Origin of the sequence: Streptomyces pseudovenezuelae, from assembly GCF_029892565.1 — a bacterium.
GTDB classification, from domain to species: domain Bacteria; phylum Actinomycetota; class Actinomycetes; order Streptomycetales; family Streptomycetaceae; genus Streptomyces; species Streptomyces pseudovenezuelae_A.
In genome coordinates, this window is record NZ_JARXVH010000006.1 from 511,751 (window position 1) to 537,158 (window position 25,408).

The 25,408-nt window shown below is 70.5% G+C and carries 22 protein-coding genes; 14 read left to right on the forward strand and 8 right to left on the reverse strand.

Annotated elements, in window-relative coordinates:
• The first annotated feature begins 69 nt into the window (after positions 1-69).
• The 7 genes from M2283_RS22280 to metK all read left to right on the forward strand — a co-directional run bounded on the left by M2283_RS22280 (position 70) and on the right by metK (position 6,443).
• Positions 70-1,176 (forward strand): quinone-dependent dihydroorotate dehydrogenase, encoded by a 1,107-nt coding sequence (locus tag M2283_RS22280; protein WP_280878079.1) that lies wholly within the window; start codon positions 70-72, stop codon positions 1,174-1,176.
• Positions 1,173-2,018, forward strand: a complete 846-nt coding sequence (pyrF, locus tag M2283_RS22285; RefSeq protein ID WP_280878080.1) for an orotidine-5'-phosphate decarboxylase — start codon at positions 1,173-1,175, stop codon at positions 2,016-2,018. Before M2283_RS22280 ends, pyrF begins: the two co-directional genes overlap by 4 nt.
• A gap of 327 nt (positions 2,019-2,345) precedes the next feature.
• Positions 2,346-2,669: an integration host factor gene (locus M2283_RS22290; protein ID WP_003977346.1), complete on the forward strand. Its 324-nt coding sequence runs from the start codon at positions 2,346-2,348 to the stop codon at positions 2,667-2,669.
• 60 nt (positions 2,670-2,729) lie between these two features.
• Positions 2,730-3,323, forward strand: a complete 594-nt coding sequence (gmk, locus tag M2283_RS22295; RefSeq protein WP_280878081.1) for a guanylate kinase — start codon at positions 2,730-2,732, stop codon at positions 3,321-3,323.
• A gap of 40 nt (positions 3,324-3,363) precedes the next feature.
• The gene (gene rpoZ / locus M2283_RS22300) at positions 3,364-3,636 is read left to right on the forward strand and encodes a DNA-directed RNA polymerase subunit omega (protein WP_280878082.1); all 273 of its coding nucleotides are present in this window, start codon (positions 3,364-3,366) and stop codon (positions 3,634-3,636) included.
• Between the two features lie 157 nt (positions 3,637-3,793).
• On the forward strand, positions 3,794-4,996 hold the full coding sequence (gene coaBC / locus M2283_RS22305; protein WP_280878084.1) for a bifunctional phosphopantothenoylcysteine decarboxylase/phosphopantothenate--cysteine ligase CoaBC: 1,203 nt from the start codon (positions 3,794-3,796) through the stop codon (positions 4,994-4,996).
• Positions 4,997-5,234: 238 nt separating this feature from the next.
• Positions 5,235-6,443, forward strand: a complete 1,209-nt coding sequence (gene metK / locus M2283_RS22310) for a methionine adenosyltransferase (protein ID WP_280878086.1) — start codon at positions 5,235-5,237, stop codon at positions 6,441-6,443.
• A 55-nt stretch (positions 6,444-6,498) separates the two neighbouring features.
• Here metK and M2283_RS22315 read toward each other — a convergent pair whose 3' ends face one another.
• The 4 genes from M2283_RS22315 to M2283_RS22330 are packed head-to-tail and all read right to left on the reverse strand — an operon-like array spanning position 6,499 to position 11,640.
• A complete protein-coding gene (locus M2283_RS22315; protein WP_280878087.1) occupies positions 6,499-7,611 on the reverse strand; it encodes a hypothetical protein in 1,113 nt (370 codons plus the stop codon).
• Between the two features lie 25 nt (positions 7,612-7,636).
• Positions 7,637-9,583, reverse strand: coding sequence for an ABC transporter substrate-binding protein (locus M2283_RS22320; protein WP_280878088.1), 1,947 nt, complete (start codon positions 9,581-9,583; stop codon positions 7,637-7,639).
• Entirely contained in the window at positions 9,580-10,329 is a 750-nt protein-coding gene (locus M2283_RS22325; RefSeq protein ID WP_280878089.1) for a TIR domain-containing protein, read from the reverse strand. The genes M2283_RS22320 and M2283_RS22325 overlap by 4 nt, the downstream gene beginning before the upstream one ends.
• A gap of 15 nt (positions 10,330-10,344) precedes the next feature.
• Entirely contained in the window at positions 10,345-11,640 is a 1,296-nt protein-coding gene (locus tag M2283_RS22330; protein ID WP_280878090.1) for a helix-turn-helix transcriptional regulator, read from the reverse strand.
• Positions 11,641-11,861: 221 nt separating this feature from the next.
• Here M2283_RS22330 and M2283_RS22335 point away from each other — a divergent pair, with 221 nt between their 5' ends.
• Positions 11,862-14,060: a primosomal protein N' gene (locus M2283_RS22335; protein ID WP_280878091.1), complete on the forward strand. Its 2,199-nt coding sequence runs from the start codon at positions 11,862-11,864 to the stop codon at positions 14,058-14,060.
• An 88-nt stretch (positions 14,061-14,148) separates the two neighbouring features.
• Here the strand turns inward: M2283_RS22335 and M2283_RS22340 are convergent, their stop codons facing one another.
• Entirely contained in the window at positions 14,149-14,706 is a 558-nt protein-coding gene (locus M2283_RS22340; RefSeq protein ID WP_280878092.1) for a hypothetical protein, read from the reverse strand.
• 386 nt (positions 14,707-15,092) lie between these two features.
• Here M2283_RS22340 and fmt point away from each other — a divergent pair, with 386 nt between their 5' ends.
• Together fmt and M2283_RS22350 are read left to right on the forward strand one after the other, a co-directional pair.
• The gene (gene fmt / locus M2283_RS22345) at positions 15,093-16,025 is read left to right on the forward strand and encodes a methionyl-tRNA formyltransferase (RefSeq protein ID WP_280878093.1); all 933 of its coding nucleotides are present in this window, start codon (positions 15,093-15,095) and stop codon (positions 16,023-16,025) included.
• Positions 16,026-16,158: 133 nt separating this feature from the next.
• Positions 16,159-17,577, forward strand: a complete 1,419-nt coding sequence (locus M2283_RS22350; RefSeq protein ID WP_280878094.1) for an RsmB/NOP family class I SAM-dependent RNA methyltransferase — start codon at positions 16,159-16,161, stop codon at positions 17,575-17,577.
• An 18-nt stretch (positions 17,578-17,595) separates the two neighbouring features.
• Here M2283_RS22350 and M2283_RS22355 read toward each other — a convergent pair whose 3' ends face one another.
• Positions 17,596-19,794 (reverse strand): MMPL family transporter, encoded by a 2,199-nt coding sequence (locus M2283_RS22355; RefSeq protein ID WP_280878095.1) that lies wholly within the window; start codon positions 19,792-19,794, stop codon positions 17,596-17,598.
• A 134-nt stretch (positions 19,795-19,928) separates the two neighbouring features.
• Here M2283_RS22355 and rpe point away from each other — a divergent pair, with 134 nt between their 5' ends.
• The gene (rpe, locus tag M2283_RS22360; RefSeq protein ID WP_280878096.1) at positions 19,929-20,615 is read left to right on the forward strand and encodes a ribulose-phosphate 3-epimerase; all 687 of its coding nucleotides are present in this window, start codon (positions 19,929-19,931) and stop codon (positions 20,613-20,615) included.
• Positions 20,616-20,705: 90 nt separating this feature from the next.
• Positions 20,706-21,749 carry a sugar-binding transcriptional regulator gene (locus tag M2283_RS22365; RefSeq protein WP_280878097.1) on the forward strand — a complete coding sequence of 348 codons (1,044 nt, stop codon included), beginning with the start codon at positions 20,706-20,708 and terminating at the stop codon, positions 21,747-21,749.
• 114 nt (positions 21,750-21,863) lie between these two features.
• Here M2283_RS22365 and M2283_RS22370 read toward each other — a convergent pair whose 3' ends face one another.
• Entirely contained in the window at positions 21,864-23,075 is a 1,212-nt protein-coding gene (locus M2283_RS22370; protein ID WP_280878098.1) for an ATP-binding protein, read from the reverse strand.
• Positions 23,076-23,417: 342 nt separating this feature from the next.
• On the opposite strand from M2283_RS22370, the gene M2283_RS22375 reads away from it, so the two are divergent.
• The gene (locus tag M2283_RS22375; RefSeq protein WP_280878099.1) at positions 23,418-23,747 is read left to right on the forward strand and encodes a hypothetical protein; all 330 of its coding nucleotides are present in this window, start codon (positions 23,418-23,420) and stop codon (positions 23,745-23,747) included.
• A 45-nt stretch (positions 23,748-23,792) separates the two neighbouring features.
• Here the strand turns inward: M2283_RS22375 and M2283_RS22380 are convergent, their stop codons facing one another.
• Complete coding sequence (locus tag M2283_RS22380) at positions 23,793-24,887, reverse strand: alanine racemase (protein WP_280878100.1); 1,095 nt, start codon at positions 24,885-24,887, stop codon at positions 23,793-23,795.
• A gap of 152 nt (positions 24,888-25,039) precedes the next feature.
• Here M2283_RS22380 and M2283_RS22385 point away from each other — a divergent pair, with 152 nt between their 5' ends.
• Positions 25,040-25,351: a barstar family protein gene (locus M2283_RS22385; RefSeq protein ID WP_280878101.1), complete on the forward strand. Its 312-nt coding sequence runs from the start codon at positions 25,040-25,042 to the stop codon at positions 25,349-25,351.
• Positions 25,352-25,408: the final 57 nt, after the last annotated feature.

Genomic DNA, 25,408 nt, shown 5'->3' on the forward strand with positions numbered 1-25,408 from the left:
CGAGGGGGACACCGGAAACGGTGTCCCCCTCTTCATGAGGCTCACGAGGTTTCGAAGGACACCTGAGACATGTACAAGCTTTTCTTCCGGCTGGTCTTCAAACGGATGGACCCGGAGCAGGCCCACCACCTCGCCTTCCGCTGGATCAGGCTCGCCGTTCGCATCCCCGTACTGCGCACGTTCGTCGCGGCAGCCCTCGCGCCCCGCCACAAGGAGCTGCGCACCGAGGCCTTCGGGCTGCGGATGCACGGCCCCTTCGGGCTCGCCGCCGGCTTCGACAAGAACGCGGTCGCCATCGACGGCATGACGATGCTCGGCTTCGACCACGTCGAGATCGGCACGGTCACGGGGGAGGCGCAGCCCGGCAACCCCAAGAAGCGGCTGTTCCGCCTCGTACCGGACCGCGCGCTCATCAACCGCATGGGCTTCAACAACGAGGGTTCGCTGGCCGTGGCGGCCCGTCTGGCGGCCCGTGAGCCGGTCTTCAGGACCGTCGTCGGCGTCAACATCGGCAAGACGAAGGTCGTGCCGGAGGCGGAGGCGGTCGGCGACTACGTGAAGTCGACGGAGCGGCTCGCCCCGTACGCCGACTACCTGGTCGTGAACGTCTCCTCGCCCAACACGCCCGGACTGCGCAACCTCCAGGCCACCGAGGCGCTGCGCCCGCTGCTGAGCGCCGTGCGCGAGGCCGCCGACCGTACGGTCACCGCTCGCCGCGTCCCGCTCCTGGTGAAGATCGCGCCCGACCTCGCCGACGAGGACGTCGACGCCGTCGCCGACCTGGCCGTCGAACTCGGCCTGGACGGCATCATCGCCACGAACACCACCATCGCGCGCGAGGGACTCGGTTTGAAATCCGAACCCTCGCTCGTCAAGGAGACCGGCGGACTGTCCGGGGCGCCTTTGAAGGCACGCTCCCTGGAGGTGCTGCGCCGCCTCTACGCGCACGTGGGCGACCGCATCACCCTGGTGGGCGTCGGCGGCGTCGAGAACGCCGAGGACGCCTGGCAGCGCATCCTCGCCGGCGCCACGCTCGTACAGGGCTACAGCGCCTTCATCTACGAAGGGCCCTTCTGGGGCCGCGCCATCCACAAGGGCCTCGCCGCGCGCCTGCGCACGAGCCCGTACGCCACCCTCGCCGACGCGGTCGGCGCTGACGTAAGGAAGCCGGTATGAGTCCTCTCGAACCCTTCGGCGCGCGACTGCGCCGCTCCATGGACGAGCGCGGCCCGCTGTGTGTCGGCATCGATCCGCACGCGTCCCTGCTCACGGAGTGGGGCCTGAACGACGACGTGGCCGGCCTGGAGCGGTTCAGCCGCACGGTCGTCGAGGCGCTGTCCGAGCGGGTCGCCGTCTTCAAGCCGCAGAGCGCCTTCTTCGAGCGCTTCGGCTCGCGTGGCGTCGCCGTCCTGGAGAAGACGGTGGAGGACGCGCGGGCGGCCGGCGCGCTGGTCGTCATGGACGCCAAGCGCGGCGACATCGGCTCGACCATGGCCGCGTACGCCGAGGCCTTCCTGCGCAAGGACTCCCCGCTGTTCTCGGACGCGCTGACCGTGTCGCCGTATCTCGGCTACGGGTCTCTCTCCCCGGCGATCGAGATGGCGCGCGAGAGCGGCGCGGGCCTGTTCGTGCTCGCGCTGACCTCCAACCCGGAGGGCGGCGAGGTGCAGCACGCGGTCCGTGCGGACGGCCGGAACGTCGGAGCGACGATGCTGGCCCACCTGGCGGCCGAGAACGCGGGGGAGGAGCCGCTGGGCTCCTTCGGGGCCGTCGTCGGCGCCACGCTGGGCGACCTGTCGTCGTACGACCTGGAGATCAACGGGCCGCTGCTCGCGCCGGGCGTGGGCGCCCAGGGGGCCACACCGGCCGACCTGCCCGAGGTGTTCGGGGCCGCGCTGCCCAACGTCGTCCCGAACGTCAGCCGGGGCGTGTTGAAGCACGGACCCGACGCCGGCGCGCTTCGGGCGTCCGCGGATCGTTTCGCCGAGGAGATCAGGGCCGCGCTCGCGACCAAGTGAGGCTCGTGACCGTATGAGGCTTTCGCGACGGTCGTCGCGGGCGTTCGAGCTGGTCGTCGGAGTCCTCCGATGAGTGGCTCGGCGGCGCTCCCGGGACCGCTTGAGTCTGAATACATCCTCAAATCCGGGGCGTTTTGTCCTAAATGTCCGGCCTGGCGGAGGCTGACCAGGACTTTTCCGCTGTTCTCGCTGACTCTGGCGTACTTGCCCGCTAGTCTCCGACGAGAGTCAACGGGCAAGCGTGTTGCTCGTAGCTCCCCAGGTGTGGGGCGACTAGGTTCCTCACCGGTCCGTATCCGACAGTTCGACATCCGAGGTGACGTAGGCGTGGCTCTTCCGCCCCTTACCCCTGAACAGCGCGCAGCCGCGCTCGAAAAGGCCGCCGCGGCTCGCCGGGAGCGGGCCGAGGTCAAGAATCGACTCAAGCACTCCGGCGCCTCCCTGCATGAGGTCATCAAGCAGGGCCAGGAGAACGACGTCATCGGCAAGATGAAGGTCTCCGCGCTGCTCGAGTCGCTGCCCGGCGTGGGCAAGGTCCGCGCCAAGCAGATCATGGAGCGACTCGGCATCTCCGAGAGCCGCCGAGTGCGCGGTCTCGGCTCCAATCAGATCGCTTCCCTGGAGCGTGAGTTCGGCAGCACCGGCTCCTGAGTTCGGTTCACCAGGACAGGGGAGTCCCGGGCAGTCCGGGATTGCTGGAATAATCGCTGCATGGCTGCAACATTCCGGGGGACGACCCCCGAGCCCCCGGACGTACGTCCGCGGCTGACCGTGCTCTCCGGCCCTTCTGGGGTCGGCAAGAGCACGGTCGTCGCCCATATGCGCAAGGAACACGACGAGGCCTGGCTCTCGGTGTCGGCGACGACCCGAAAGCCGCGCCCCGGCGAGAAGCACGGCGTCCACTACTTCTTCGTCACCGACGAGGAGATGGACAAGCTGATCGCCAACGGCGAGCTGCTGGAGTGGGCCGAGTTCGCCGGCAACCGCTACGGCACACCGCGTGCTGCCGTGCTGGAGCATCTGGAGTCCGGCGCGCCGGTCCTGCTGGAGATCGACCTCCAGGGGGCCCGGCAGGTCCGCGAGTCCATGCCGGAGGCCCTGCTGGTGTTCCTGGCTCCGCCCTCCTGGGAGGAACTGGTCCGCAGGCTCACCGGGCGGGGCACCGAGCCGCCCGAGGTGATCGAGCGCCGCCTCGAAGCGGCGAAGATCGAGCTGGCGGCCGAGCCGGAGTTCGATGTGACCCTGGTCAACACCTCCGTCGAGGACGTAGCGCGCGAGCTGCTAGCCTTGATGGAAGTTGTGTGATCGTTTTTCCGATCTCATCCCATCTTTCGGAAGGCAGAGCGTGTCCTCTTCCATCACCGCTCCCGAGGGCATCATCAACCCTCCGATCGACGAGCTCCTCGAGGCCACCGACTCGAAGTACAGCCTCGTGATCTACGCCGCCAAGCGGGCCCGTCAGATCAACGCGTACTACTCGCAGCTCGGCGAGGGCCTCCTCGAGTACGTCGGTCCGCTCGTCGACACGCACGTCCACGAGAAGCCGCTCTCCATCTCCCTGCGCGAGATCAACGCGGGTCTGCTGACCTCCGAGGCCGTCGAGGGCCCCGCGACCTGACGATCCCGTGATGCGCGGCGTGTGCGGATAGTCATATCTGCAGACCGCGACAGCTTTATCCACAGGCCCGGCAGCGCGACTGCCGGGCCTGTGGTGTGTCATGGGGTCGTACGGATCGCACGAGTCGCACGCACGTTTCCGAACTCGGGGAGAGACGGTGGACAAGCCCAAGGTCGTTCTGGGGGTCAGCGGTGGCATCGCCGCGTACAAGGCCTGTGAGCTGCTGCGCAGACTGACGGAGTCGGGCCACGACGTCCGCGTCGTCCCCACCGCCTCCGCCCTGCACTTCGTCGGCGCCGCCACCTGGTCCGCGCTCTCCGGGCACCCCGTCTCGACCGAGGTGTGGGACGACGTCCACGAGGTCCCGCACGTGCGCATCGGACGGAGCGCCGACCTGGTGGTGGTGGCTCCGGCGACGGCGGACATGCTCGCGAAGGCGGCCCACGGCCTCGCCGACGACCTGCTGACCAACACCCTCCTCACCGCCCGCTGTCCCGTCGTCTTCGCACCCGCGATGCACACGGAGATGTGGGAACACCCGGCCACCCAGGAGAACGTGGCGACGCTGCGCCGCCGCGGCGCCGTCGTCATCGAGCCCGCCGTCGGCAGGCTCACCGGCGTCGACACCGGCAAGGGGCGGCTGCCCGACCCCGCCGAGATCTTCGAGGTCTGCCGCCGGGTGCTGGCCCGGGGAGTCACGGAGCCGGACCTCGCGGGCCGGCACGTCGTCGTCAGCGCAGGCGGCACCCGCGAGCCCCTCGACCCGGTGCGCTTCCTCGGCAACCGCTCCTCCGGCAAGCAGGGCTACGCCCTCGCCCGCACCGCCGCCGCGCGCGGCGCCCGCGTCACGCTCGTGGCCGCGAACGCCGGACTGCCGGACCCCGCGGGCGTGGACGTCGTCCCGGTCGGTACAGCGGTGCAGCTGCGGGAGGCGGTGCTGAAGGCGTCCGCGGGCGCTGACGCCGTCGTCATGGCCGCGGCCGTCGCCGACTTCCGCCCGGCGACGTACGCGACCGGGAAGATCAAGAAGAAGGACGATCACGACCCCGAGCCGATCGTCCTCGTGCGGAATCCGGACATCCTCGCGGAGATCTCCGCCGACCGCGCCCGCCCCGGTCAGGTGATCGTCGGCTTCGCCGCCGAGACCGACGACGTCCTGGCCAACGGGCGCGCCAAGCTGGCGCGCAAGGGCTGCGACCTGCTGGTGGTGAACGAGGTGGGGGAGCGCAAGACGTTCGGCTCCGAGGAGAACGAGGCCGTGGTGCTGGGCGCCGACGGCACCGAGACTCCGGTACCGCACGGCCCCAAGGAGGCCTTGGCCGAAATCGTCTGGGACCTGGTGGCACCGCGCCTGCGCTGAATGTTTCATTCGTCTCTCAGTCACCTCAAACCTCAACCACGGGGTGTGGCGACTCTGGCCAAGGCCGCTCGGTATTGGGCAGAATGCGCGTGCCGCAGGTCACAGCACTCCCGAGGCGCGAGACGGGGGGCCGGTGGCCGAGCGCGACCGATAAACTGTTCTCGGACGATGCCGGGCGCAGCCTCCGTGCCCGTCCGCCAATGATCAGCCAGCAGCCGCTGCAACCCCAGGGAGCGTTGTGTCCCGTCGCCTGTTCACCTCGGAGTCCGTCACCGAGGGCCACCCCGACAAGATCGCTGACCAGATCAGCGACACCATTCTCGACGCGCTTCTGCGCGAGGACCCGGCCTCCCGGGTCGCCGTCGAGACGCTGATCACGACCGGCCTGGTGCACGTGGCCGGCGAGGTCACCACCAAGACCTACGCGGACATCGCGACCCTCGTCCGCGGCAAGATCCTCGAGATCGGCTACGACTCGTCGAAGAAGGGCTTCGACGGCGCCTCCTGCGGCGTGTCGGTGTCCATCGGCGCGCAGTCCCCGGACATCGCACAGGGCGTGGACACGGCGTACGAGAACCGGGTCGAGGGCGACGAGGACGAGCTGGACCGCCAGGGCGCGGGCGACCAGGGCCTGATGTTCGGCTATGCGACGGACGAGACGCCGACGCTGATGCCGCTCCCGATCTTCCTGGCGCACCGCCTCGCCAAGCGCCTCTCCGAGGTCCGCAAGAACGGCACCATCCCCTACCTGCGCCCCGACGGCAAGACGCAGGTCACCATCGAGTACGACGGCGACAAGGCCGTCCGTCTCGACACGGTGGTCGTGTCCTCGCAGCACGCCTCCGACATCGACCTCGAGTCGCTGCTCGCCCCCGACATCCGCGAGTTCGTCGTGGAGCGGGAGCTGAAGGCGCTCCTGGACGAGGGCATCAAGCTGGACACGGAGAACTACCGCCTCCTGGTCAACCCCACCGGCCGCTTCGAGATCGGCGGCCCGATGGGCGACGCCGGCCTCACCGGCCGCAAGATCATCATCGACACCTACGGCGGCATGGCCCGCCACGGCGGCGGCGCCTTCTCCGGCAAGGACCCGTCCAAGGTCGACCGCTCCGCCGCGTACGCCATGCGCTGGGTCGCGAAGAACGTCGTCGCCGCGGGCCTCGCCTCCCGCTGCGAGGTCCAGGTCGCCTACGCCATCGGCAAGGCCGAGCCGGTCGGTCTCTTCGTCGAGACCTTCGGCACCGCCAAGGTCGACACCGAGAAGATCGAGAAGGCCATCGACGAGGTCTTCGACCTCCGCCCGGCCGCAATCATCCGCGACCTCGACCTGCTCCGCCCGATCTACGCCCAGACCGCGGCGTACGGCCACTTCGGCCGCGAGCTCCCCGAGTTCACCTGGGAGAAGACGGACCGCGTGGACGCGCTGCGGAAGGCTGCGGGGCTGTAGGTCCCGCGACACCTTTCGAGGCCCGGTTTCCTTTGGGGAGCCGGGCCTCGGCGTTTCACCGGTCGGGTTCGTCCGGCTGGGACGGTCCCGGCCCCTCGCCGTCTTCGCCCTCGTCCGCGGTGTCCCTGACGAAGCGGCGCTTGATCTCGTCGGCGGCAGCGGTCTTGCCGTGCACCCGGGCGAGGTTGATGAGCCGTTCCGCGAACATTTCGACATCCGGATCGTCGGCGGAGAAACCGAACCAGACGAGGAACGAGTCGACGTCCGGGTTCGGCTCCGTGCCATTCTGCGACGGGGGGTACCCCGGGTCGAACGGCCGCTCCCAGTCGTACCGTTCATGTCCTTCCGCCCGGCCATCGGGGTGTGAGGCGCTCGATACCGGGATCAGGTGCTCGAACGGGGGTGCGACCTCGTCGTTGTTGGCCGCGGCGGACAACCGGGCCAGCAGACCGATCCGGTCGACCGCCCCCTCGACCTCTTCGTCGTTCCGGGACAGCCACCACACGACGGCGCTTCCGGTGTCTTTGAGCACGTCCTCACCGAGGTAGGCCCGCTTGCTGCGTTCGTAGTTGCGCTCGTGCTCCCAGACGTCCTCGTCCTTGCGGACGTTGGAGAGTTTGGCGAGCCGTTCACGGTCGAGCTCCGGGAGGCTGAGCGAGACGTCCTGCGCCATCGCCATGACCCGGCCGGTGGAGTCGGCGCGCATCGTTGCCAGGGCGCCGTCGAGCTGATGCTGCGTGAACGCGCTCCGGTGAGGCGGCTGTTGGGCCGTCACCACGCGCGCCCGTTGGAGTACGGCGTCGACGGCGAGGCCGGCGGGGTTCACGTACGGGGCGTCCCCAGGCGTGTCCAGCACAAGCCAACGCACCGTGGCGCAGAAGGAGAAGTCGTAGTCCGTGACGGAACTGGGCAGCGCCACATGGGCGACGCGCTGCTCCTGCCGCATAGGTTCCGGCAAGGGCAGATCGGGTTCCGGCAGCAGCGCGCGGGGAAACGCCTCCGGCGCGGGAGCGAGGATTCGGTGTGTCACCACCCCCACCACCAGCAGAAGCACCGCCATGGCGGGCCATGCCCATGTCGGCCAGCCGCAACCGAGGCCGAGGACGACGAGGATCATCCCCAGGAGGACGGTGACGAAGAGCGTCATCGTCCGGTGTCCAGAACTCATGGAAGCCCCCGATGATTGTTTGGTGTCAGACGGCGTAGTCGTAGGGTTCGAGGCCCTGCGCGGTGTCGATCCTTCGCAGCAGGTGGGCGACGGTGTCCGCACGCTCGACGCCGCCGCCTGCTCGGGACCAGCCGAGGGCGACGCGGTACACCTGCCCGGAGCGGCCGATGTCGGCGGCGCAAGCCTCGGACAGCACGCGTAGGACGAGATCGCGATGACTGATCTCCTCGGCGGCGGTGAGCCAACGGGTCAGTGACACGGCCCAGGACATGACGGGCCGCGCCAGTACTCCCGCCCAACAGGAGACCAGGGACTCCCGAACAGCGCGGTAGCCGACCATCCGTACCGGATCGGCCAGTTCCAGGAAGAGATCGAGATCCTTGGCCCAGTTGCCTTGCGAGATGCTTGCGCTCAACCGATCGAGCATCCTGCGATAGAGGCGCCGGTCCGAGCCCAGCAGCTTCAGCAGGGCTGCGCGGACCTCTGCTCCGACGACTCCGGCGGAGCGCCGTGCAAGGTGGTGCAGGCGGACGAGCGCCTGGTCCGGGTGGGTGCGCGCCATGGTCTCGGCACACACGACCACCAGCACCTGCCTGAGCCGATCGCCCGTCTCCATGGAGGTGGACCAGTCGTAGATCTGCTGGCGGAAGAAGCGGCCGTGCTGGTCGTCGTCCAGTCCGAGGGCCAGCGCCTGGGCGGCGTCCGGAATGAGATGGGCCGGAGCTTTTCTCGACGTCCATTCCTCCGCCAGCCAGATGAGGTCCTGGGGGCGTGCGGTACGCAGGCTCTGGAACGCGAACCGCTCGACGGCACGAGTCCTGTCGGACTGCGGCAGAGAGGGATCGGCCAGACACCCCTTGAACCAGTCGCGAAATTGACGACGGATGTCCGGCAGGAAGGTCCAGAAATGGTTGCGTACTGCCTGGTCGTAGCCGGGAACGCGGAAGCGCACTCGGCCGTCCGTCCACGTCTCCGCTTTGACGGCGGTGAGTTCCGCACGCAGGTCGATCCGGTCGAGGCGGGGAGTGGGGTCGGGTGGATGGCTGAGGACTGCCAGCAGCGAGTTCGCCGCATCAAGGACCGTCCCCGGTGTGGTGTCGTGAAACATGGCGACGGACAGCAGCAGTGCTCTCTGCCGCCCGTTCTGCTCGCCTGACAGGTCCGTCGCGACTCGGGCGGTCTGGTCGTGCTGGTCGAGCAGGGACTCCGAAAGCCAGTCGGAGAAGCCGCGGTCGGCCGGCGAGGCGTCCCGGCAGTGTCGGATCCTGTCGGCCAGCCCAGCCACGTCGCGCAGGGGCGCCTGGGTCACGTAGGCGCCGAGCTCGGTCCCGCCGAGCTCCTCCGGCGAGAACGTGATGCCGTCGTATCGCAGGTGAAGGGCCAGCAGCCGACGGGCGGAAGGGCGGCCGATGTCCACGGTCAGCCGCTTGAGTTCGTCCCTGAGCAGGTAGCCGAGTCTGTGGGGCAGCACGACCGCGAGGTGTGCTCCATGAGCCGTGAGGCCGCTGTGGAAATCTGACAGGGCGTTCTGGACGGCGACGTACCGGGACTCGTCCACGTCCGAAAGATCCAGCAGCAGGCGGTCGCCCTCGTTGATGTCGCGGATGTCCAGCGGGTTCGACGTCGTGTCGTCGGAGGTGTCGGGCAGCTCGTGCAGGCTGCCGCGGGCCTCGGACAACTCGTGCAGCAGCATGAGTGCCGTGGCGCGGCGTCCGCTGCCAGGCAGACCTGCGATCAGTACGGTGTGACTCTCGGCCAGGCGGCCGCGTGCGCGCTGCATGCCCGGCGGGGGCACGAAGCATGCCGCGAGGTGCTCGCGGTCCTCCTGAGCGATGGTGCGGGCACGGCTGTTCGCCTGTTCACGCAGGCGGGACGCGGCCTCCTGTACGTAGTAGAAGTTGTACTGGTTCCCGTCACCGCTGTGCACCGACCCGTGAGCCTGACCGAAGTACGAGCCGAACGTCTCCGTCATCGCTCGCTGCCTCCGCGCGGTGTCCGGGTGCCGAATCCCTGACGTATGCCGCCCTCGTTGTTCCCGGCGACGTAGTTCGTGCCGTCGCCGTTGATCTGAGGTCCGTTGACCTGGTCGCCGTCCCCCGTGTGCACCGGACCGTGGGCGGTGTTGACGTAGGTCCCCACGGAACCTCCGACCTGACCGATACCGCCGCTCTGGTGATCGTTGCGGACGGTGGTTTCCGGTTCGGCGGGTGCGCCCGTCTCAGGACGCGTGCTGCCGTCCAGTGGGGTGAGCGCCGGAACTCGGCGTACGAGGCGGTCACAGAGGTGGCCCAGGTCCTCGTCGAGAGTGCGCAGCTCCACGCGCGTGTACTGGCATTCGGCGAGCTCGGCGATCGAGCGGGGCAGGCGTCGCGGGTCGAGCTGTTCCACCCGCCGGCCGATGAAGACCGGCACTAGCAACACTCCGGAGGACAGGGCCTCCTCGATCTCGCGCCTGACCCAGTCCTTCGGGTTGTCGAGCGCACGCCTCTCGGGCTGTTTCCGGTCGGGCGCGTCGACCCACTCCTCGTCGATGAGAACCAGCAGAACATGGCAGCGCCGGGCGGTCCGGAGGAGGACATCCATGGTCTCGCCGGGCTCGATCGAATTCCCGGCGAGAAAGACGCTGTCGCGGCCGAACCTTGCCGACAGCACCCGATCGCAGGCGTAGGCGACTTCCTTGCCGCCCTTGGTCCGGTAGTTGACGAAGATCTCGTGCACGGGCGTACCCCTTTTCTACGAAGTGGCCGAGCGGGCGAGTACGTCAGAGAGGTCGGGGACGATCTCCCTCACCGAGCGGTGACGGGCGTGCCTGCCGAGGGTGTGGGCGAGCCGCCGCAGGTCGGCCAGAACCGTCGACGAGTGGATGAGCCCAATGGACGGCAGGATCTCGGTCGCGATCCGGCAGGCATGGTCGATGTCGCCGGCAGCCGCGTGGGCGAGAGCGCGCCGGACGCCGTACCGGGCCCGGGTGCGGAAGGCGTGCGTCGGGATGCGTGCCGTCTCCTCGTCGAGAAGCACGGCTGCCTGTCGCGGGCGGCCCAGGTCGTACAGGCACCAGCCGGTGAACATCGAGACCACATCGGGCACGTGGGAAGCCCCGAGGACGGGCTGAGCAGGGTCCGCCGCGTCCTGTTCGAGCAGCTCCCGAGCCCGGTCGAGGCTCCGCATGCACGCGTCATGGTCCCCCTCCATCGCCCTCGCCTGGGCCAGGTGCTGGGCGGCCAGTCCGCGGATTCGGGAGGGTGCGTCGCCACTCAGCGCGTGGGAAGCCAGTTGGACGGCATCGGAGACGTCTCCTCGATACAGGCTGATCAAGGAACGGCGCACCTGGGCGTAGGCGGCGAGTGCGGTGTCCGCGCCCGCGGCCGCCAGTTGCACCGCGCGTTCGGTCCACCAGATCGCGGCCGTGTCGTCCCCGCACTCCTGGGCCATCCAGCCCGCGTACTCGGCATAGCGGGAGGCGAGGAGCAGTAACTCCCTCCTGGCGTGCGGCCCACTGCGCAGGGCGAGCTGCTCCAGACTGTGGGTCTGGGCGATGAGTGGAGGCAGCACGTTCGCTGGCCCCGAGGCCTGGCCGAGGCGCCGGAACTGGTCGAAGAGCAGGCGGGAGGCGTCGACGAGCGTCTCGGCGCCCTCCGGGGCCAGAGAGACGGAGCGTGGATCCCCCGAACCCATGGTCAAGACGGAAGCGGCGCCGACCGCGATCAGATCGCGTCGCGTCACTGGCTGGAAGGAACTCGAACCGTCCTTGCGGAGCTGCATCAACCACACCTCGTCGTCGCTAGAGGGGGCGGGCAGAGGCGGCTGGGAGTGTTGGAGGGGAACGAGCCGGGCCAGATCGCCCCGGGCGTCGAGCTCGGCATCACACAGACGTGCCAGTTCGGGCGTCGGCCGCTTGATTCCCCGTTCGACCTTGCTGAGCTGGCTCTTGCTGTAGTGCACGCGCTGTCCCAATTGCTGCAGGGACAGCCGCGCGGCCATGCGCCTCCGGCGCAGTTCCCACCCGAAGTCGTACGACTTCTCCAGCACTTCAACCTCCGTCACTCCCCGGCCGACAGCCGGTCGGTGACGCGATTCAGCGTGCGACAGGCGGCTGGGCCGAACAAGGCGAAACAGGCGTTTCCCGTTTCCTCATCCGGAGGGAAGCCGACCCGGTGAGCCATGTCGAGAAAGCGATTTCGGCCACAGCAGTCGTCGGCGCGGAACTCGGGTCGGCGCGGCTGTCAGTGCGGTTTGGTAAGAATGCAAGGGTGAGCAGCGAAGACGGGCAGGGGGGCGGCGGGGCCGAGGGGGCGCCGCCTGAGCAGCTTGCGTTGATTCGGGAGAGTGTGCGGAAGGCCGAGGTGCCGCGGGCGAAGCCGCGGACCTGGCGGGGGGCCGCGTTGGCCAAGGAGCTGCCCGTTGCGCGGGTGCTGGTCGACAAGGGGGTGCTGCATCTTGATCGGTATTTCGACTATGCGGTGCCCGAGGAGCTGGACGCCGACGCGCAGCCCGGGGTGCGGGTGCGGGTGCGGTTCGGGGCCGGGCGGCATCGGGTGCGGGACGGGCGGCGTGAGGGCGGGGGGCTGATCGACGGGTTTCTCGTCGAGCGGCTTGCCGAGTCCGACTACTCCGGGCCCCTGGCCGCGCTGGCGCAGGTTGTTTCGCCCGAGCGGGTGCTGAGCGAGGAGTTGTTGGGGCTCGCGCGGGCCGTTGCCGATCGGTATGCGGGGAGTCTTGCGGATGTGTTGCAGCTCGCTGTGCCGCCGCGCAGTGCGCGGGCCGAGCAGCGGCCGTCTCCCGAGCCGTTGCCGCCGCCTTCGGCGCCGGAGGCGGGGAGTTGGGCGCGGTACGAGCAGGGGGCCGCGTTCGTGGCGGCGCTGGCCTCGGGGGGTGCGCCGCGGGCCGTGTGGAACGCGTTGCCCGGGCCCGAGTGGAGCGACGAACTGGCGCGGGCCGTGGCGGCGACCCTCGCGTCCGGGCGCGGTGCGCTCGTCGTGCTGCCCGACGGGCGGGCGGTCGCCCGGGTCGACGCCGCGCTGACCGCGCTGCTGGGCGAGGGGCGGCACGCGGTGCTCACCGCCGACGCCGGGCCCGAGAAGCGGTACCGGGAGTGGCTCGCGGTGCGGCGGGGGGCCGTACGGGCCGTGGTCGGGACCCGCGCCGCCATGTTCGCGCCGGTTCAGGATCTCGGCCTGGTTGCGATCTGGGACGACGGGGACGACAGCCACAGCGAGCTGCACGCGCCCCAGCCGCACGCGCGTGAGGTGCTGTTGCTGCGGGCCGCGCAGGACAAGTGCGCCTTTCTGCTGGGCAGTTGGAGTTGCACCGTGGAGGCCGCCCAGCTCGTCGAGAGTGGGTGGGCGCGGCCGGTGGTCGCCGGGCGGGAACAGGTGCGGGCGGCCGCGCCGCTCGTGCGGACCGTCGGGGACGGGGATCTCGCGCGGGACGAGGCCGCCCGGGCCGCGCGGCTGCCGACGCTCGCCTGGCAGGCCGTCAGGGAGGGTCTGCGGCACGGGCCCGTGCTCGTCCAGGTGCCCCGGCGGGGGTACGTGCCCCGGATGGCCTGCGCCAACTGCCGCGCGCCCGCGCGCTGTCGGCACTGCGCCGGGCCGCTGGAGGGGCAGGAGCCGGGGGCGGCGCTGCGGTGCGGGTGGTGCGGTCGGGACGAGGCCGCCTGGCACTGTCCGGAGTGCGGTGGATTTCGGTTGCGGGCCCAGGTCGTGGGGGCTCGGCGGACGGCGGAGGAGTTGGGGCGGGCCTTTCCCGCCGTGCCGGTGCGGACCTCGGGACGCGAGCATGTGCTGGACACCGTGCCGGGCACGCCCGCGCTGGTCGTGAGCACCCCGGGGGCCGAGCCCGTCGCCGAGGGCGGATACGCGGCGGCGCTGCTGCTGGACGGCTGGGCCATGCTCGGGCGGCCGGACCTGCGCGCCGGCGAGGACGCGCTGCGGAGGTGGATCGCCGCAGCGGCGCTGGTACGGCCGCAGGGGGTTGGGGGCGCGAAGGGTGCCGGGGGCACCGTGGTCGTCGTCGCCGAGCCGACCCTGCGGCCTGTGCAGGCGTTGGTCCGGTGGGACCCCGTCGGGCATGCGGTGCGGGAGCTTGCCGAGCGGGCCGAGCTGGGATTTCCGCCGGTTTCACGGATGGCGGCCGTCTCGGGGAGCGCGGAGGCCGTCGCGGAGTTTCTGCGTACGGCCGAACTGCCGCGGGAGGCCGAGCTGTTGGGGCCCGTGCCGGTGGCGGACACTGCCGTCGGGCGTCCGCGGCGGGTGGGGGCGCCGCCTGCGGGGGAGCACTGGGAGCGGATGTTGGTCAGGGTGCCGCCGGGGAGTGGGGCGGCTTTGGCGGCTGCGTTGAAGACCGCGCAGGCAGCGCGGATGGCTCGGGGGAGTGGGAGCGGGAGTGGTGGGGGCGGTGCCGGGGATGCCGTGGTGCGGGTGCGGATTGATCCGCCGGATATTGGGTGACCGGGAGGGGGAGTGGCCGGGCAGCGGGTGGTTTCTTCATGCGTCTGCCCTCCCGGGGAACTCCGGGAGGGCAGGAGATGGAGGTGGGTCAGCCGTTGCGCGGGCCGGGGAAGGCCGTGGGTCTGGCCTCGTCGCGCAGGACCGGGTCGCGGAGGACCGGGCTGCCCGCCGTCGGCTGGGTCGGCATCGAGCGGGCCGCGGGGACCGTCGGCACGGTGGGGAGACCGGTGTTGACGCTGACCGGGCGGGTTCCCGACGACTCCGTGGTTCGCTCGGCCTCGGCGGCCGCCTGGGTCGCGGCGCGGCGCGCGCCGTAACGGCGGTGCACCGCCTGCTTCGTGACGCCCAGCGCGGAACCCACCGCGTCCCACGAGAAGCCGAGGGAGCGGTCGAAGTCGACGGCGGCCGTGACCAGGGTCTCGACGCTGTCCCGCAGCTCCTGCGCGAGACGGACCGTGGGGGCGGGGGCGCGGCCGTAGACGACGAAGCCCGTGGAGGGGCCGGAGCGGCGCGGGCGGTAGACGTTGCCCAGCTGGGCGGTGAGCGTGCGCAACGCGTCCACCTGCCGGCGGACCCGCTCGATGTCCCGCACCAGCAAGTGCAGGCTGGCCCGAGCCTGGGCGTCGTGGGTTGCGTGGTCGGCCATGAACAAGCCTCTCGAACCGGCGTGAAAATGATCGGGCCGCGTGTTATGCGGCCCGTTGTGGTCAACTCTTTCTTGACCAACGCGGGATCGCTCCGCGGGTCACGCAGAGGGGGCGTGTGGGCATATGCGTACGCCCCTGGGGTGGGGTGCGCGCCTCGGCCTTCGGCCATCGGGCGATCCTTTGCCCACCCGCGCACCACTCGTTTCCAGTTGGGCAAGAGGCTGGGCTCGCCTGCGGGGGCGGGGCGCCGTTGGCGGCCGTCCGTCCTCTCTGGCGGCCGTCCGCTCACACCGGTTCCCGTCGTCATAGACTCGGGTGTTGACCCGCGGTTCCCGCTCCCGATCTCGCCCCCGTCCCTCCCCGTCCGAGAGGCCCCCATCCACCCATGAAGCTTGTCTTCGCCGGTACGCCCGAGGTTGCCGTTCCCGCTCTGGACGCTCTCATCGCCTCCGGGCGGCATGAGGTGGCCGCTGTTGTCACGCGGCCCGATGCGCCGGCCGGGCGGGGGCGCAGGCTGGTGGCGTCGCCGGTGGCGGAGCGGGCCGTGGAGGCGGGGATCGAGGTGCTGAAGCCGGGGAAGCCTCGGAATCCGGAGTTCCTGGAGCGGTTGCGGGAGATCGCACCGGACTGCTGTCCCGTCGTCGCCTACGGTGCCCTGCTTCCCCGGGTCGCCCTCGACATCCCCGCCCACGGCTGGGTCAACCTGCACTTCTCGCTGCTGCCCGCCTGGCGCGGGGCCGCGCCCGTGCAGCACTCGATCATGGCGGGCGACGAGATCACCGGAGCCTCCACCTTCCTGATCGAGGAAGGCCTCGACTCCGGGCCCGTCTACGGCACCGTCACCGAGGAGATCCGCCCCACCGACACCAGCGGTGACCTGCTGACCCGGCTCGCCTTCGCCGGCTCCGGGCTGCTCGCCGCGACCATGGACGGCATCGAGGACGGCACGCTGAAGGCCGTACCGCAGCCCTCGGACGGCATCACCCTCGCGCCGAAGATCAACGTCGAGGACGCCGAGGTCGACTGGGCCGCGCCGGCGCTCCGGGTCGACCGGGTCGTGCGCGGGTGCACGCCCGCCCCCGGCGCCTGGACCACCTTCCGCGACGAGCGGCTCAAGCTCATCCAGGTCACCCCCGTACCGGAGCGGACCGACCTCGCGCCCGGGCAGCTCGCCGTCGGCAAGAACAGCGTCCATGTCGGTTCCGGCTCGTATGCCGTCGAATTGTTGTGGGTGCAGGCCCAGGGCAAGAAGCCGATGCGGGCGGCGGACTGGGCGCGTGGCGTTCGGATCACCGATGAGGAGAGGCTCGGCCGGTAGTCAGTGGCCGGTGGTCGGCCACCAAGTGATTGCCGTCGGCCGGGAGGGCAAGAATGTCCGGCCGACGTACCCTTGGTGCGTATCCCGCGCGCTGTCGTCGCGCTCTCGTCCTGATGTCCGGAGCACCTTTTTCGTGAGCGACACCTCCCGTCGGCCCCGTACCACCGGCAAGCCCTACCGGCGGCCCAAGAAGGACCCCGTCCGCATGATCGCCTTCGAGGCGTTGAGGGCGGTGGACGAGCGGGACGCCTACGCGAATCTCGTACTGCCGCCGTTGTTGCGGAAGGCGCGCGAGAAGGGTGACTTCGACGCGCGGGACGCGGCGCTCGCGACCGAGTTGGTGTACGGGACGCTGCGCCGGCAGGGGACGTACGACGCGGTGATCGCAGCCTGTGTCGACCGGCCCTTGCGCGAGGTCGATCCGCCCGTGCTGGACGTGCTGAGTCTCGGGACGCATCAGCTGCTGGGGACGCGGATTCCGACGCATGCCGCTGTGTCCGCCTCCGTGGAGCTCGCTCGGGTCGTGCTCGGGGACGGGCGGGCGAAGTTCGTGAACGCCGTGCTGCGCAAGGTCGCTCAGGACGACCTCGACGGGTGGCTCGCGAAGGTCGCGCCGCCGTACGACGAGGATCCGGAGGATCACCTCTCCGTCGTGCACTCGCATCCCCGCTGGGTCGTCTCCGCGCTGTGGGACTCGCTCGGTGGTGGGCGGGCCGGGATCGAGGAGTTGCTGACGGCCGACAACGAGCGGCCCGAGGTGACCCTGGTCGCGCGGCCCGGTCGGTCCACCGTCGAGGAGTTGCTCGGCGAGGAGGCCGTTGTGGCCGGGCGCTGGTCGCCGTATGCCGTGCGGCTCTCCGAGGGCGGTGAGCCCGGGGCCGTCGAGGCCGTGCGGGACGGGCGGGCCGGTGTGCAGGACGAGGGCAGTCAGCTCGTCGCCCTTGCGCTCGCCGCCGCTCCGCTGGACGGGCCGGACGAGAAGTGGCTCGACGGGTGTGCCGGGCCCGGTGGCAAGGCCGCCTTGTTGGCCGCCCTCGCCGCCGAGCGCGGGGCGATGCTGCTCGCCGCCGAGAAGCAGCCGCACCGGGCCGGGCTTGTGGCCAAGGCGCTGGCCGGGAATCCCGGGCCGTATCAGGTGATCGCCGCCGACGGGACCCGGCCGCCGTGGCAGCCCGGTTCCTTCGACCGGGTGCTGATGGACGTGCCCTGCACGGGACTCGGCGCTCTGCGGCGGCGGCCCGAGGCACGCTGGCGGCGTCGTCCCGAGGATCTGGAAGGGTTCGCGCCGCTCCAGCGCGCCCTGCTGCGCACTGCCCTGGAGTCCGTACGGGTCGGCGGCGTCGTCGGCTACGCGACCTGTTCGCCCCACCTCGCCGAGACCAGGGCCGTCGTGGACGACCTGCTCAAGCAGTGGCCGGGCGCCGAGCTGATCGACGCCCGCCCGCTGCTGCCCGGCGTGCCGGACCTCGGCGACGGTCCCGACGTACAGCTGTGGCCGCATCTGCACGGGACCGATGCCATGTACCTGGCGCTCATCCGGCGGACCGGCTGACCGCCAGGTATCCGGCGCTCATTCGGAGGACTGGCTGACCGGTTCCGCCTCCGTCGTCTCCGGGGTGTCGTCGTGGGCCATTCGGTGGGGCCACCAGATCTTCGGGCCGACGTCCAGGAAGAGGGACGTGACCAGGACGGAGCGGACGATGAAGGTGTCCAGGAGGACGCCGAGGGCGACCGTGAAGCCGATCTCCGCGAAGGCCACCATCGGGAGCGTGCCCAGGGCGGCGAAGGTACCGGCCAGGACCAGGCCCGCGGAGGTGATGACCGCGCCGGTGGCCGCGAGGCCCGTCACCACGCCCGTGCGGGTGCCCTGGTGGCCGGCCTCCTCGCGGATGCGGGTCGTCAGGAAGATGTTGTAGTCGATGCCCAGGGCCACCAGGAAGACGAAGACGAACAGTGGGAAGTCCGTCTGCTCGCCCGCGTAGTCGAAGATGTGGCGGAAGGCCAGGGCGCTGGCGCCGAGGGCCGCCGCGAAGGACAGCACCACCGTGCCGATCAGCAGCAGCGGGGCCACCAGGGCGCGCAGCAGCAGGCCCAGGATCAGCAGGACGACCACCAGGACCGCCGGGATGATGACCAGGTTGTCGTGCGTCGTCGCCGCCTCCATGTCGAGCAGGGACGCGGTGCCGCCGCCCACCCGGGCATCCGCGTCCGGCACGGCGTGCACGGCGTCCCGGACCCGGTCGACGGTGTGTTTCGCGGCCTCGCTGTCGGACGGATCGGACATCGTCGCCTCGAACAGCACCTGACCCTCGTACGACGGTTTCGTCCCCGGTGGTACGGCGATGCTGTCGGGCACCACGCCCTTGGTGCCGGAGACGGCGCTGCGGACCTGGTCGGCCTGGGCGTCGTTGGCCACGATCACCAGGGGGTCGCCGCTGCCCGCCGGGAAGTAGCGCTCCGAGACCCGCTGGCCGGTGATGGAGTCGGGGGTGCCGGTGAAGGCGTCAGCGTTGCTGATGCCCTCGGCGTGCAGTTGCAGCAGGCCCAGGGAGAGGGCGGCCAGGACGAGGGCCGTGGCGGCCCAGACCGCGCGCGGGCGGCGGGCGATGGAGCGGCCCATCCGGGCCCAGACCCCGCGCTCGGTCGGGTCGGCCGAGCCGAAGTGCGGGATCGCCGGCCAGAAGACCCAGCGGCCGAAGATGAGCAGGAGCGCCGGGAACAGGGTGATCATCGCGAGGAGGGCGACGGCCACGCCGATGGCGGCCACCGGGCCCAGGCCGCGCGTGGAGTTCATCTCGGCGGCCAGCAGCACCAGCATGCTGACGACGACGGTGGCCCCGGAGGCGAGGACGGCCGGGCCCGCGCGGTGCAGGGCGAGCGCCATCGCCTCGTGGCGGTCCTCGTGGCGGCGCAGCTCCTCCCGGTAGCGGGCGACCAGGAGCAGGGCGTAGTCCGTCCCCGCGCCGAAGACGAGGACCGTCAGGATGCCCGCGCTCTGCCCGTTGACCGTCAGGCCCGCGTGCTCGGCGAGGAGGTAGATCAGCGCCTGGGCGGTGAACAGGGAGACGACCACGCCGATCAACGGCACGAAGATGAGCGTCAGGCTGCGATAGGTCAGCAGCAGCATCACGATCACGACGCCCATCGCCGAGAACAGCAGCGTCGAGTCGATGCCCTCGAAGGCCTTGGAGAAGTCCGCGGAGACGCCGCCGGGGCCGGAGACGTGGACGGAGAGTTCGTCCGTGCTCCTGCCCGTCCGGTCACGGATGGAGTCGACCGCGGGCGAGATCTCCTCCCAGCCCTTCTCGTCCATCGTGATCGGTACGTAGATCTGGGCGGCCTCGGGCGCCGACTTGCTGTTGTAGACGGGACCGCGGACCTCGGAGCCGCGGATGCCGTGCGCGGTCAGCTTCTTGATCTGGTCCGCGTCCTGCGCGATCTTGTCCTTGTCCTGGGCGGTGAGCCCGCCCTCGCGCGCGTAGACGACGACGGCCGGGATCTGCTCCGGCCGGAAGCCGTTCGAGGTGTTCAGGACCTTCGTGGACTCCGCCGAGCCCGGCAGCCAGGAGGCCGCGTCGTTGTCCTGGGCGTCGGTGAGTTTCGAGGCGAGCGGCGCCGCGACCACCAGCACCACCAGCCACAGGGCCACGATGACCCACTTGCTGCGATGGCCCGTCACAAAGCCGATGAAGCCCTGGCGGACATGGCGGCCATGGCCCTTGCCGTCCGTCTTCGTGTCTGTCTCTGTGTCTGTCTTTCCATCCGTCATGGTGACCCCCGTCGACCTACGTGGTGCCGATCGGCCGCCCAGCATGGCACGCAGGGTCCCGGTACGACATCCGATGAACGTCTTAGGTCTGGACCGGCGCGAACAAACGTGCCCGGACATGGCAGGCTTGGGGCATGGCCGCGCAGATCAACCCCAGCATCCTGTCCGCCGACTTCGCCCGCCTCGCGGACGAGGCGCAGGCGGTCGAGGGAGCCGACTGGCTCCACGTCGACGTCATGGACAACCATTTCGTCCCGAACCTCACGCTCGGGGTGCCGGTCGTAGAGTCGCTGGCCCGTGCGACGGACACTCCGCTGGACTGCCATCTGATGATCGAGGCCCCCGATCGGTGGGCGCCCCAGTACGTAGAAGCGGGGGCCTCTTCCGTCACCTTCCATGTCGAGGCGGCCGCCGCGCCGGTGCGGCTCGCCCGGGAGATCCGGGCCAAGGGCGCCCGAGCCTCCATGGGGCTGAAGCCCGCGACGCCCATCGAGCCGTACGAGGACCTGCTCCCCGAGCTCGACATGCTGCTGATCATGACCGTTGAGCCGGGCTTCGGCGGGCAGGCGTTCCTCGACATCATGCTCCCGAAGATTCGGCGAACCCGCGAGTTGATCAGCAAGCACGGTCTGGAGCTGTGGCTGCAGGTCGACGGCGGTGTCTCCGAGGCGACCATCGAGCGCTGCGCGGAGGCCGGCGCGGATGTCTTCGTCGCCGGTTCGGCGGTGTACGGCGCGTCCGACCCGGCCGCGGCGGTACGTGCACTGCGCACCCAGGCCGAGGGGGCGATCGCCCAGGCGTCCTGGGCATGCGACCACTGAGCCAAAGGACGGTGAACAGCTACGTGAACGGCGCCCATCAGGGCGGATCAAGTGCGCCGGATCTGCAAGGATGAACGGCGAATCCAGAGTGTGAACAGCAGTGAGGAGAACGCCGTGTCGGGTATGTCGGCGGGCCGGTCAGCCGTGCGGATGGGACCCGCTGAGCTGGTGCAGGCGGCGGCCATGGCCCGCCGCTTCTACCTCGAGGGCAAGTCCAAGATCCAGATCGCGGAGGAGTTCGGCGTCAGCCGCTTCAAGGTGGCCCGGGTACTGGAGACCGCCCTCGAACGAGATCTCGTACGCATCGAGATCCGTGTCCCGGCCGAACTGGACGCCGAGCGCTCGGACGCGCTCCGCGCCCGCTACGGTCTCAGGCACGCCGTCGTGGTCGAGTCCCCGGCCGAACCCGACGAGTCGCCCGACCCCGAGAACCTCGGCGAGGTGGCCGCCGAACTGCTCGGCGAGCTGCTGAACGAGGGCGATGTGCTGGGCCTGGCCTGGGGCCGCTCCACCATCCACATGGCCGCGGCGCTGGACCGGCTGCCGCCGTGCACGGTGGTGCAGTTGACGGGTGTGTACGACGCCGGGACCGCCGAGCGCGGTTCGGTGGAGGCGGTGCGTCGCGCGGCGCAGGTGGCCGGTGGCGACGCCCATCCCATCTACGCGCCGATGCTGCTGCCGGACGCGGCCACCGCGGAGGCGCTGCGTCACCAGACCGGGATCGCCCGGGCCTTCGAGTACTTCGACAAGGTCACGGTCGCCTGTGTCTCCATCGGCTCCTGGGAGGCCGGCATCTCGACGGTGCACGACATGCTCAGCGACGAGGAGCGGAGCCACTACGCCTCGCTCGGTGTCGCCGCCGAGATGTCCGCGCACCTCTTCGACGCGCAAGGCCGCCGGGTCGGACGGGATCTCGGCGAGCGGTGCATCACGGTCAAGGCGGACCAGCTCCGGCGTATCCCCGAGGTCGTGGCGATCGCGGGCGGGGCGCGGAAGGCGGCCGCGATCGACGCGGTGCTGCGGTCCGGTCTGGTCACCAGCCTGGTGACGGACACCTCGGCCGCGGACGTGCTGATGACCTCGGGGCCGCCCCCGAAGTCGGCGCTGAGCCGGACGGACCCGGATGGACCCTGACAGGCCCTGACGCAGGTCACTGGACAGGTCATGCGGGGACGGGCGGGGCGGCATCGGTGAGATGCCGCCCCGCCCGTCCCCTGTCTGCTGCTGCGCGTGCTCGTCCGCCGCGGTTCAGTTCTGGCGGCAGTCGTGGTGGTAGTCCTGGCTGCGGTCCCGGACCAGCTCTTCGATGATCCTCGCCGCCCGGTCCGGGTGTTCCTCGAACCAGGTGCCGAGATGTTCTTGGACGGCTTCTCCGACGCAGGCGCGCACCTCGGTGTTGGCCAGCAACTCCCGTGTGGCGCCGCGGAATTCGACTTGGTCGAGCTTCACCGAGACGACAGCCGTGAGGCCCTCGCCGATCTGGTCGGCCCTGGGATCGGGGTCCGTCGCCATCAGCAGCCCCAGCTTCCGCGCGTAAGCGGTCACCACGGCCGCAATTCCGTCGCGGAAGCCGTCCACGTGCGGGCCGCCCTCGCGCGTGGCCCGGCTGTTGGCGAAGCCGCGCACCCGTTCCTCGCGCAAGCTGCCCCACCGGAAGCCACCCCACAGGAGGGCGACCTCCATCGTCCCCGCCATCCGCGGGTCCTCCCGTTCGAAGCCGATGACGTCCGCGAGCACGCCCACGCCCGTCTCCGCGTCGAGAGCGGACACGAAGTCCCTTACGCCCTCCGGGAATTGGAACCGCACCGACCGTGGTCCTCCCGCCGGGCGTTCGTCGGTCAGTGAGGTCTCCAGGCCCCGGTTGAGGAAGGCCAACTGCCGCAGGCGCTCCGCCAGCACGGCGAACGAGATCCGCGTCGTCTCGAAGATCTCGATGTCGGGCCAGAAGGCGATGATCGTCCCGTTTCCGGTCGCCGGGCCCACGGTGGTGGGCGGGGCGAGGGCGACGCCGCGCGCGTACTCCTGGAACCGTTGGGTCCCCTCGCGCCGCACTTCGGCCGTCAGCCGGCTCGACAGGGCGTTGACGACGAAGAGCCCTACGCTGACAGGGGCCACGGACACGATGTGTCGGCCACTGGGCTCGGGCCCGAAGGGGTGGACGGTCAGCAGGGCTTCCAGTCCCTGGCCATCGATGTCCCCGGCGATTCCGTCCTCGAAGGGAACTCCCGGCCCGTCATCGGCGACCCGCACACCGCCGTCGGGCGTGAGCGTGACGTCTACGCTGCCGGCACCTGTGGCCAGGACCGTGTTCACCGCTTGACCGACGGCCTCGAACACCATGTGCTGCGGGCCGCGTTCGCCGGTCGACCCGATATACATCCCGGGCCGCTTACGCACGGCCTCCAGCCCCTCCAGAACCTCGATCCGGGCAGCCTCGTACCCCGTGCCATCCCCACTCACGAAAACCCCTCCCATGGCGTCCGGCAGATGTCCCCACCCTAGGAGAAATCCAGGAAAACGCCAGGTCAGAGCCATTTTCGCGAGGGCGTTGGCGGGCGGGTGAGGGTCCGTCAGGGGGTGCTCGGAACAGGCGGCACGCACAAGGTCCGTCGTCCTTCCGGGGGCCCACTCAGGCTGCGCACGACCCCGTTCGGGGCGTCGCTGAGGTCACTAATTCTGTCCAGCACGGGGGTTCGAGTTGTCGCCGGTGACGGTGGCTGAGGGGCCGGAGGTGCGTTCTGGGGCTTCGCGTACGTATGAACAATCGCCGGGCGACAACCCGGCTCGACGCAGGGAGAGTCCATGTACGGGGAAGAAGCCGCGAAGACCCGCTTCGCTCAATGGCTGCTGTGCCACGCCCGGTTGGCCGGGTACGACGTCGAGGCCGCCGGCATGCGTGCGACGCTCCTGATCGTCACGTCGATGGCTCTGTCCGGGGGCCTGGACGCCGCGATCACGGTGAGCATGGCGGCGGGACTCGCCGTCACCCCACAGGAGTTGACCGACGCCTACACCGACGAGATGCACGAGTTCCTCCACATGAGACGGGCGTCCGAACTCGCGGACCTGCGATCCCATCCCGACCTGGCCGGCCTGGAGGAGACGCTCGACAGCATCGACCGCACCGCGTAGGGGCGCGCCGGTGCGGTGCCGCCGCGCTCCCTCCGGAGGCCGCGCTCAGGTGTTCGCCCCCCGAGCCGTCACCTCCCAGCGGTCGACCACCTCGCCGTTCCGAGCGACCAGCAGCTCGTCGGCGAGATTCACCGGCGTGCAGACGTGGTTGGGGACAACTGCCACCAACATCCCCAGACTTGGCCCCCGGACGCCCTCCGGGAGGCGGACGACCGCGTGGTGCTCCCACATCCCCGTGATGGTGGCCTGCGGGAACTCGGGCAGGTAGCCGTAGCCCGTCACCGAGGGCGAGGTGTCGGCGCCGAGGACCTTGGTGCCGACGTCCAGGACGAAGCGGTCGGCGGCGGGGGTGCTGATCACCGTTGCCGCGGCGACCAGGGCGAGGTCCTCCGACGTGCAGCTGCCGATGGCCAGTTGGGCGGCGTCGTTGAAGACGTAGACACCGGGGCGCAGTTCGTCGACCGTGCCCGGCCGCCAGCGGCCCGCCGTCGGGGTCGAGCCGCCGCTGATCACGCGGATATCAAGTCCCAGGTCCCGCAGGACCTGTGCGGCCTCGCTCAATGTGCGCTCCTCGTCCCGCGCGGCCCGCTCCCGTGCCTGCGGGTGGTGACCGTAGCCGTGGCCGGGGAACGTGAACACGCCGACGACGTCGAGGCCCGCGTCGGCTGCCGCCTTGCCCACTCCGCCGACGGCGTGCGGCGGCACTCCGGTGCGATGGGTTCCGCTGTCGACCTCGATGAGTGCCTCGACCGGTCGCGCGCTGCCGCGTACGGCGTCCCCCAACCGTTGCGCGCCCTCGACCGACTCGACGCCGACCCGCAAGGCGACCTCGTCCGCCAACCGGCGGGTCCGTCGCGCCTTGTCCGCGTCGAGCCAGACGGGGTAGGCGATGAACAGGTCGTCCACGCCGGCCCGGGCGAACGCCTCGGCCTCACTGATCGTCGCCACCGACAACCCGCGTGCGCCGGCCCGGAGTTGGCGGTCGGCGATCTGCGCGCACTTGTGGGTCTTGGCGTGCGGACGCAGGGTGAATCCCTGGGACCGGGAAGCTTCGGCCATCCGTGAGATGTTTCTGTCCAGGACATCCGGATCGACCACGAGCGCCGGCGTGGTCAGTCCGTCCGGCAGCGGTATCGCCATCACTTGCCTCCCACCATGGACCAGGTTGAGATGATCATGGCAGGTTCGCCGACCGGGATACAGGGCTGGGAGCTGAGGGCAGGGGTACAGGGCTGCGGGCCGGGATACAACTACTCCGATGATCACCACAACTCGTTCAGGGCGGTACTGAGATGACGGAACTGACGGTCACGGTCGACCTCGAAGGGGTCACCGACAAGGCGGGCCTGATGGACCGGTGCGCCCGCGCCCTGGAGCTGCCCGACTGGTTCGGCCGCAACTGGGACGCCCTCGCCGACAGCCTCTCCGACCACACCGTCTGGCCCGCGGACGCCGTCGAGCAGGGGCTCCTGATCGTCGTACGGAACTGGCGACCGTATGCCGAGGCGCGGCCCGGCGAGTGGCGGACCGCGCTCGACGTCTTCGGTGAGGCGGTGGACCGGACGCCGGCGCTTTCTGTGGTGCTCGCCCTCGGCGGGGCCTAGCCGGTGCGCGTCGGAAAGTGCTTGGAGGTTCCTCCGAATGCGGCGCTGACCTGCCTG

What these genes read in the sequence shown, in the direction of transcription:
- M2283_RS22340 (WP_280878092.1), bottom strand. Translation starts at nt 14,706, where the DNA reads ATGGCCGACCACGCAACCCACGACGCCCAGGCTCGGGCCAGCCTGCAC.
- M2283_RS22320 (WP_280878088.1), bottom strand. Translation starts at nt 9,583, where the DNA reads ATGACGGAGACGTTCGGCTCGTACTTCGGTCAGGCTCACGGGTCGGTG.
- gmk (WP_280878081.1), top strand. Translation starts at nt 2,730, where the DNA reads ATGGCTGCAACATTCCGGGGGACGACCCCCGAGCCCCCGGACGTACGT.
- pyrF (WP_280878080.1), top strand. Translation starts at nt 1,173, where the DNA reads ATGAGTCCTCTCGAACCCTTCGGCGCGCGACTGCGCCGCTCCATGGAC.
- M2283_RS22315 (WP_280878087.1), bottom strand. Translation starts at nt 7,611, where the DNA reads ATGAGTTCTGGACACCGGACGATGACGCTCTTCGTCACCGTCCTCCTG.
- M2283_RS22375 (WP_280878099.1), top strand. Translation starts at nt 23,418, where the DNA reads ATGTACGGGGAAGAAGCCGCGAAGACCCGCTTCGCTCAATGGCTGCTG.
- fmt (WP_280878093.1), top strand. Translation starts at nt 15,093, where the DNA reads ATGAAGCTTGTCTTCGCCGGTACGCCCGAGGTTGCCGTTCCCGCTCTG.
- M2283_RS22280 (WP_280878079.1), top strand. Translation starts at nt 70, where the DNA reads ATGTACAAGCTTTTCTTCCGGCTGGTCTTCAAACGGATGGACCCGGAG.
- M2283_RS22380 (WP_280878100.1), bottom strand. Translation starts at nt 24,887, where the DNA reads ATGGCGATACCGCTGCCGGACGGACTGACCACGCCGGCGCTCGTGGTC.
- M2283_RS22355 (WP_280878095.1), bottom strand. Translation starts at nt 19,794, where the DNA reads ATGACGGATGGAAAGACAGACACAGAGACAGACACGAAGACGGACGGC.
- rpe (WP_280878096.1), top strand. Translation starts at nt 19,929, where the DNA reads ATGGCCGCGCAGATCAACCCCAGCATCCTGTCCGCCGACTTCGCCCGC.
- M2283_RS22385 (WP_280878101.1), top strand. Translation starts at nt 25,040, where the DNA reads ATGACGGAACTGACGGTCACGGTCGACCTCGAAGGGGTCACCGACAAG.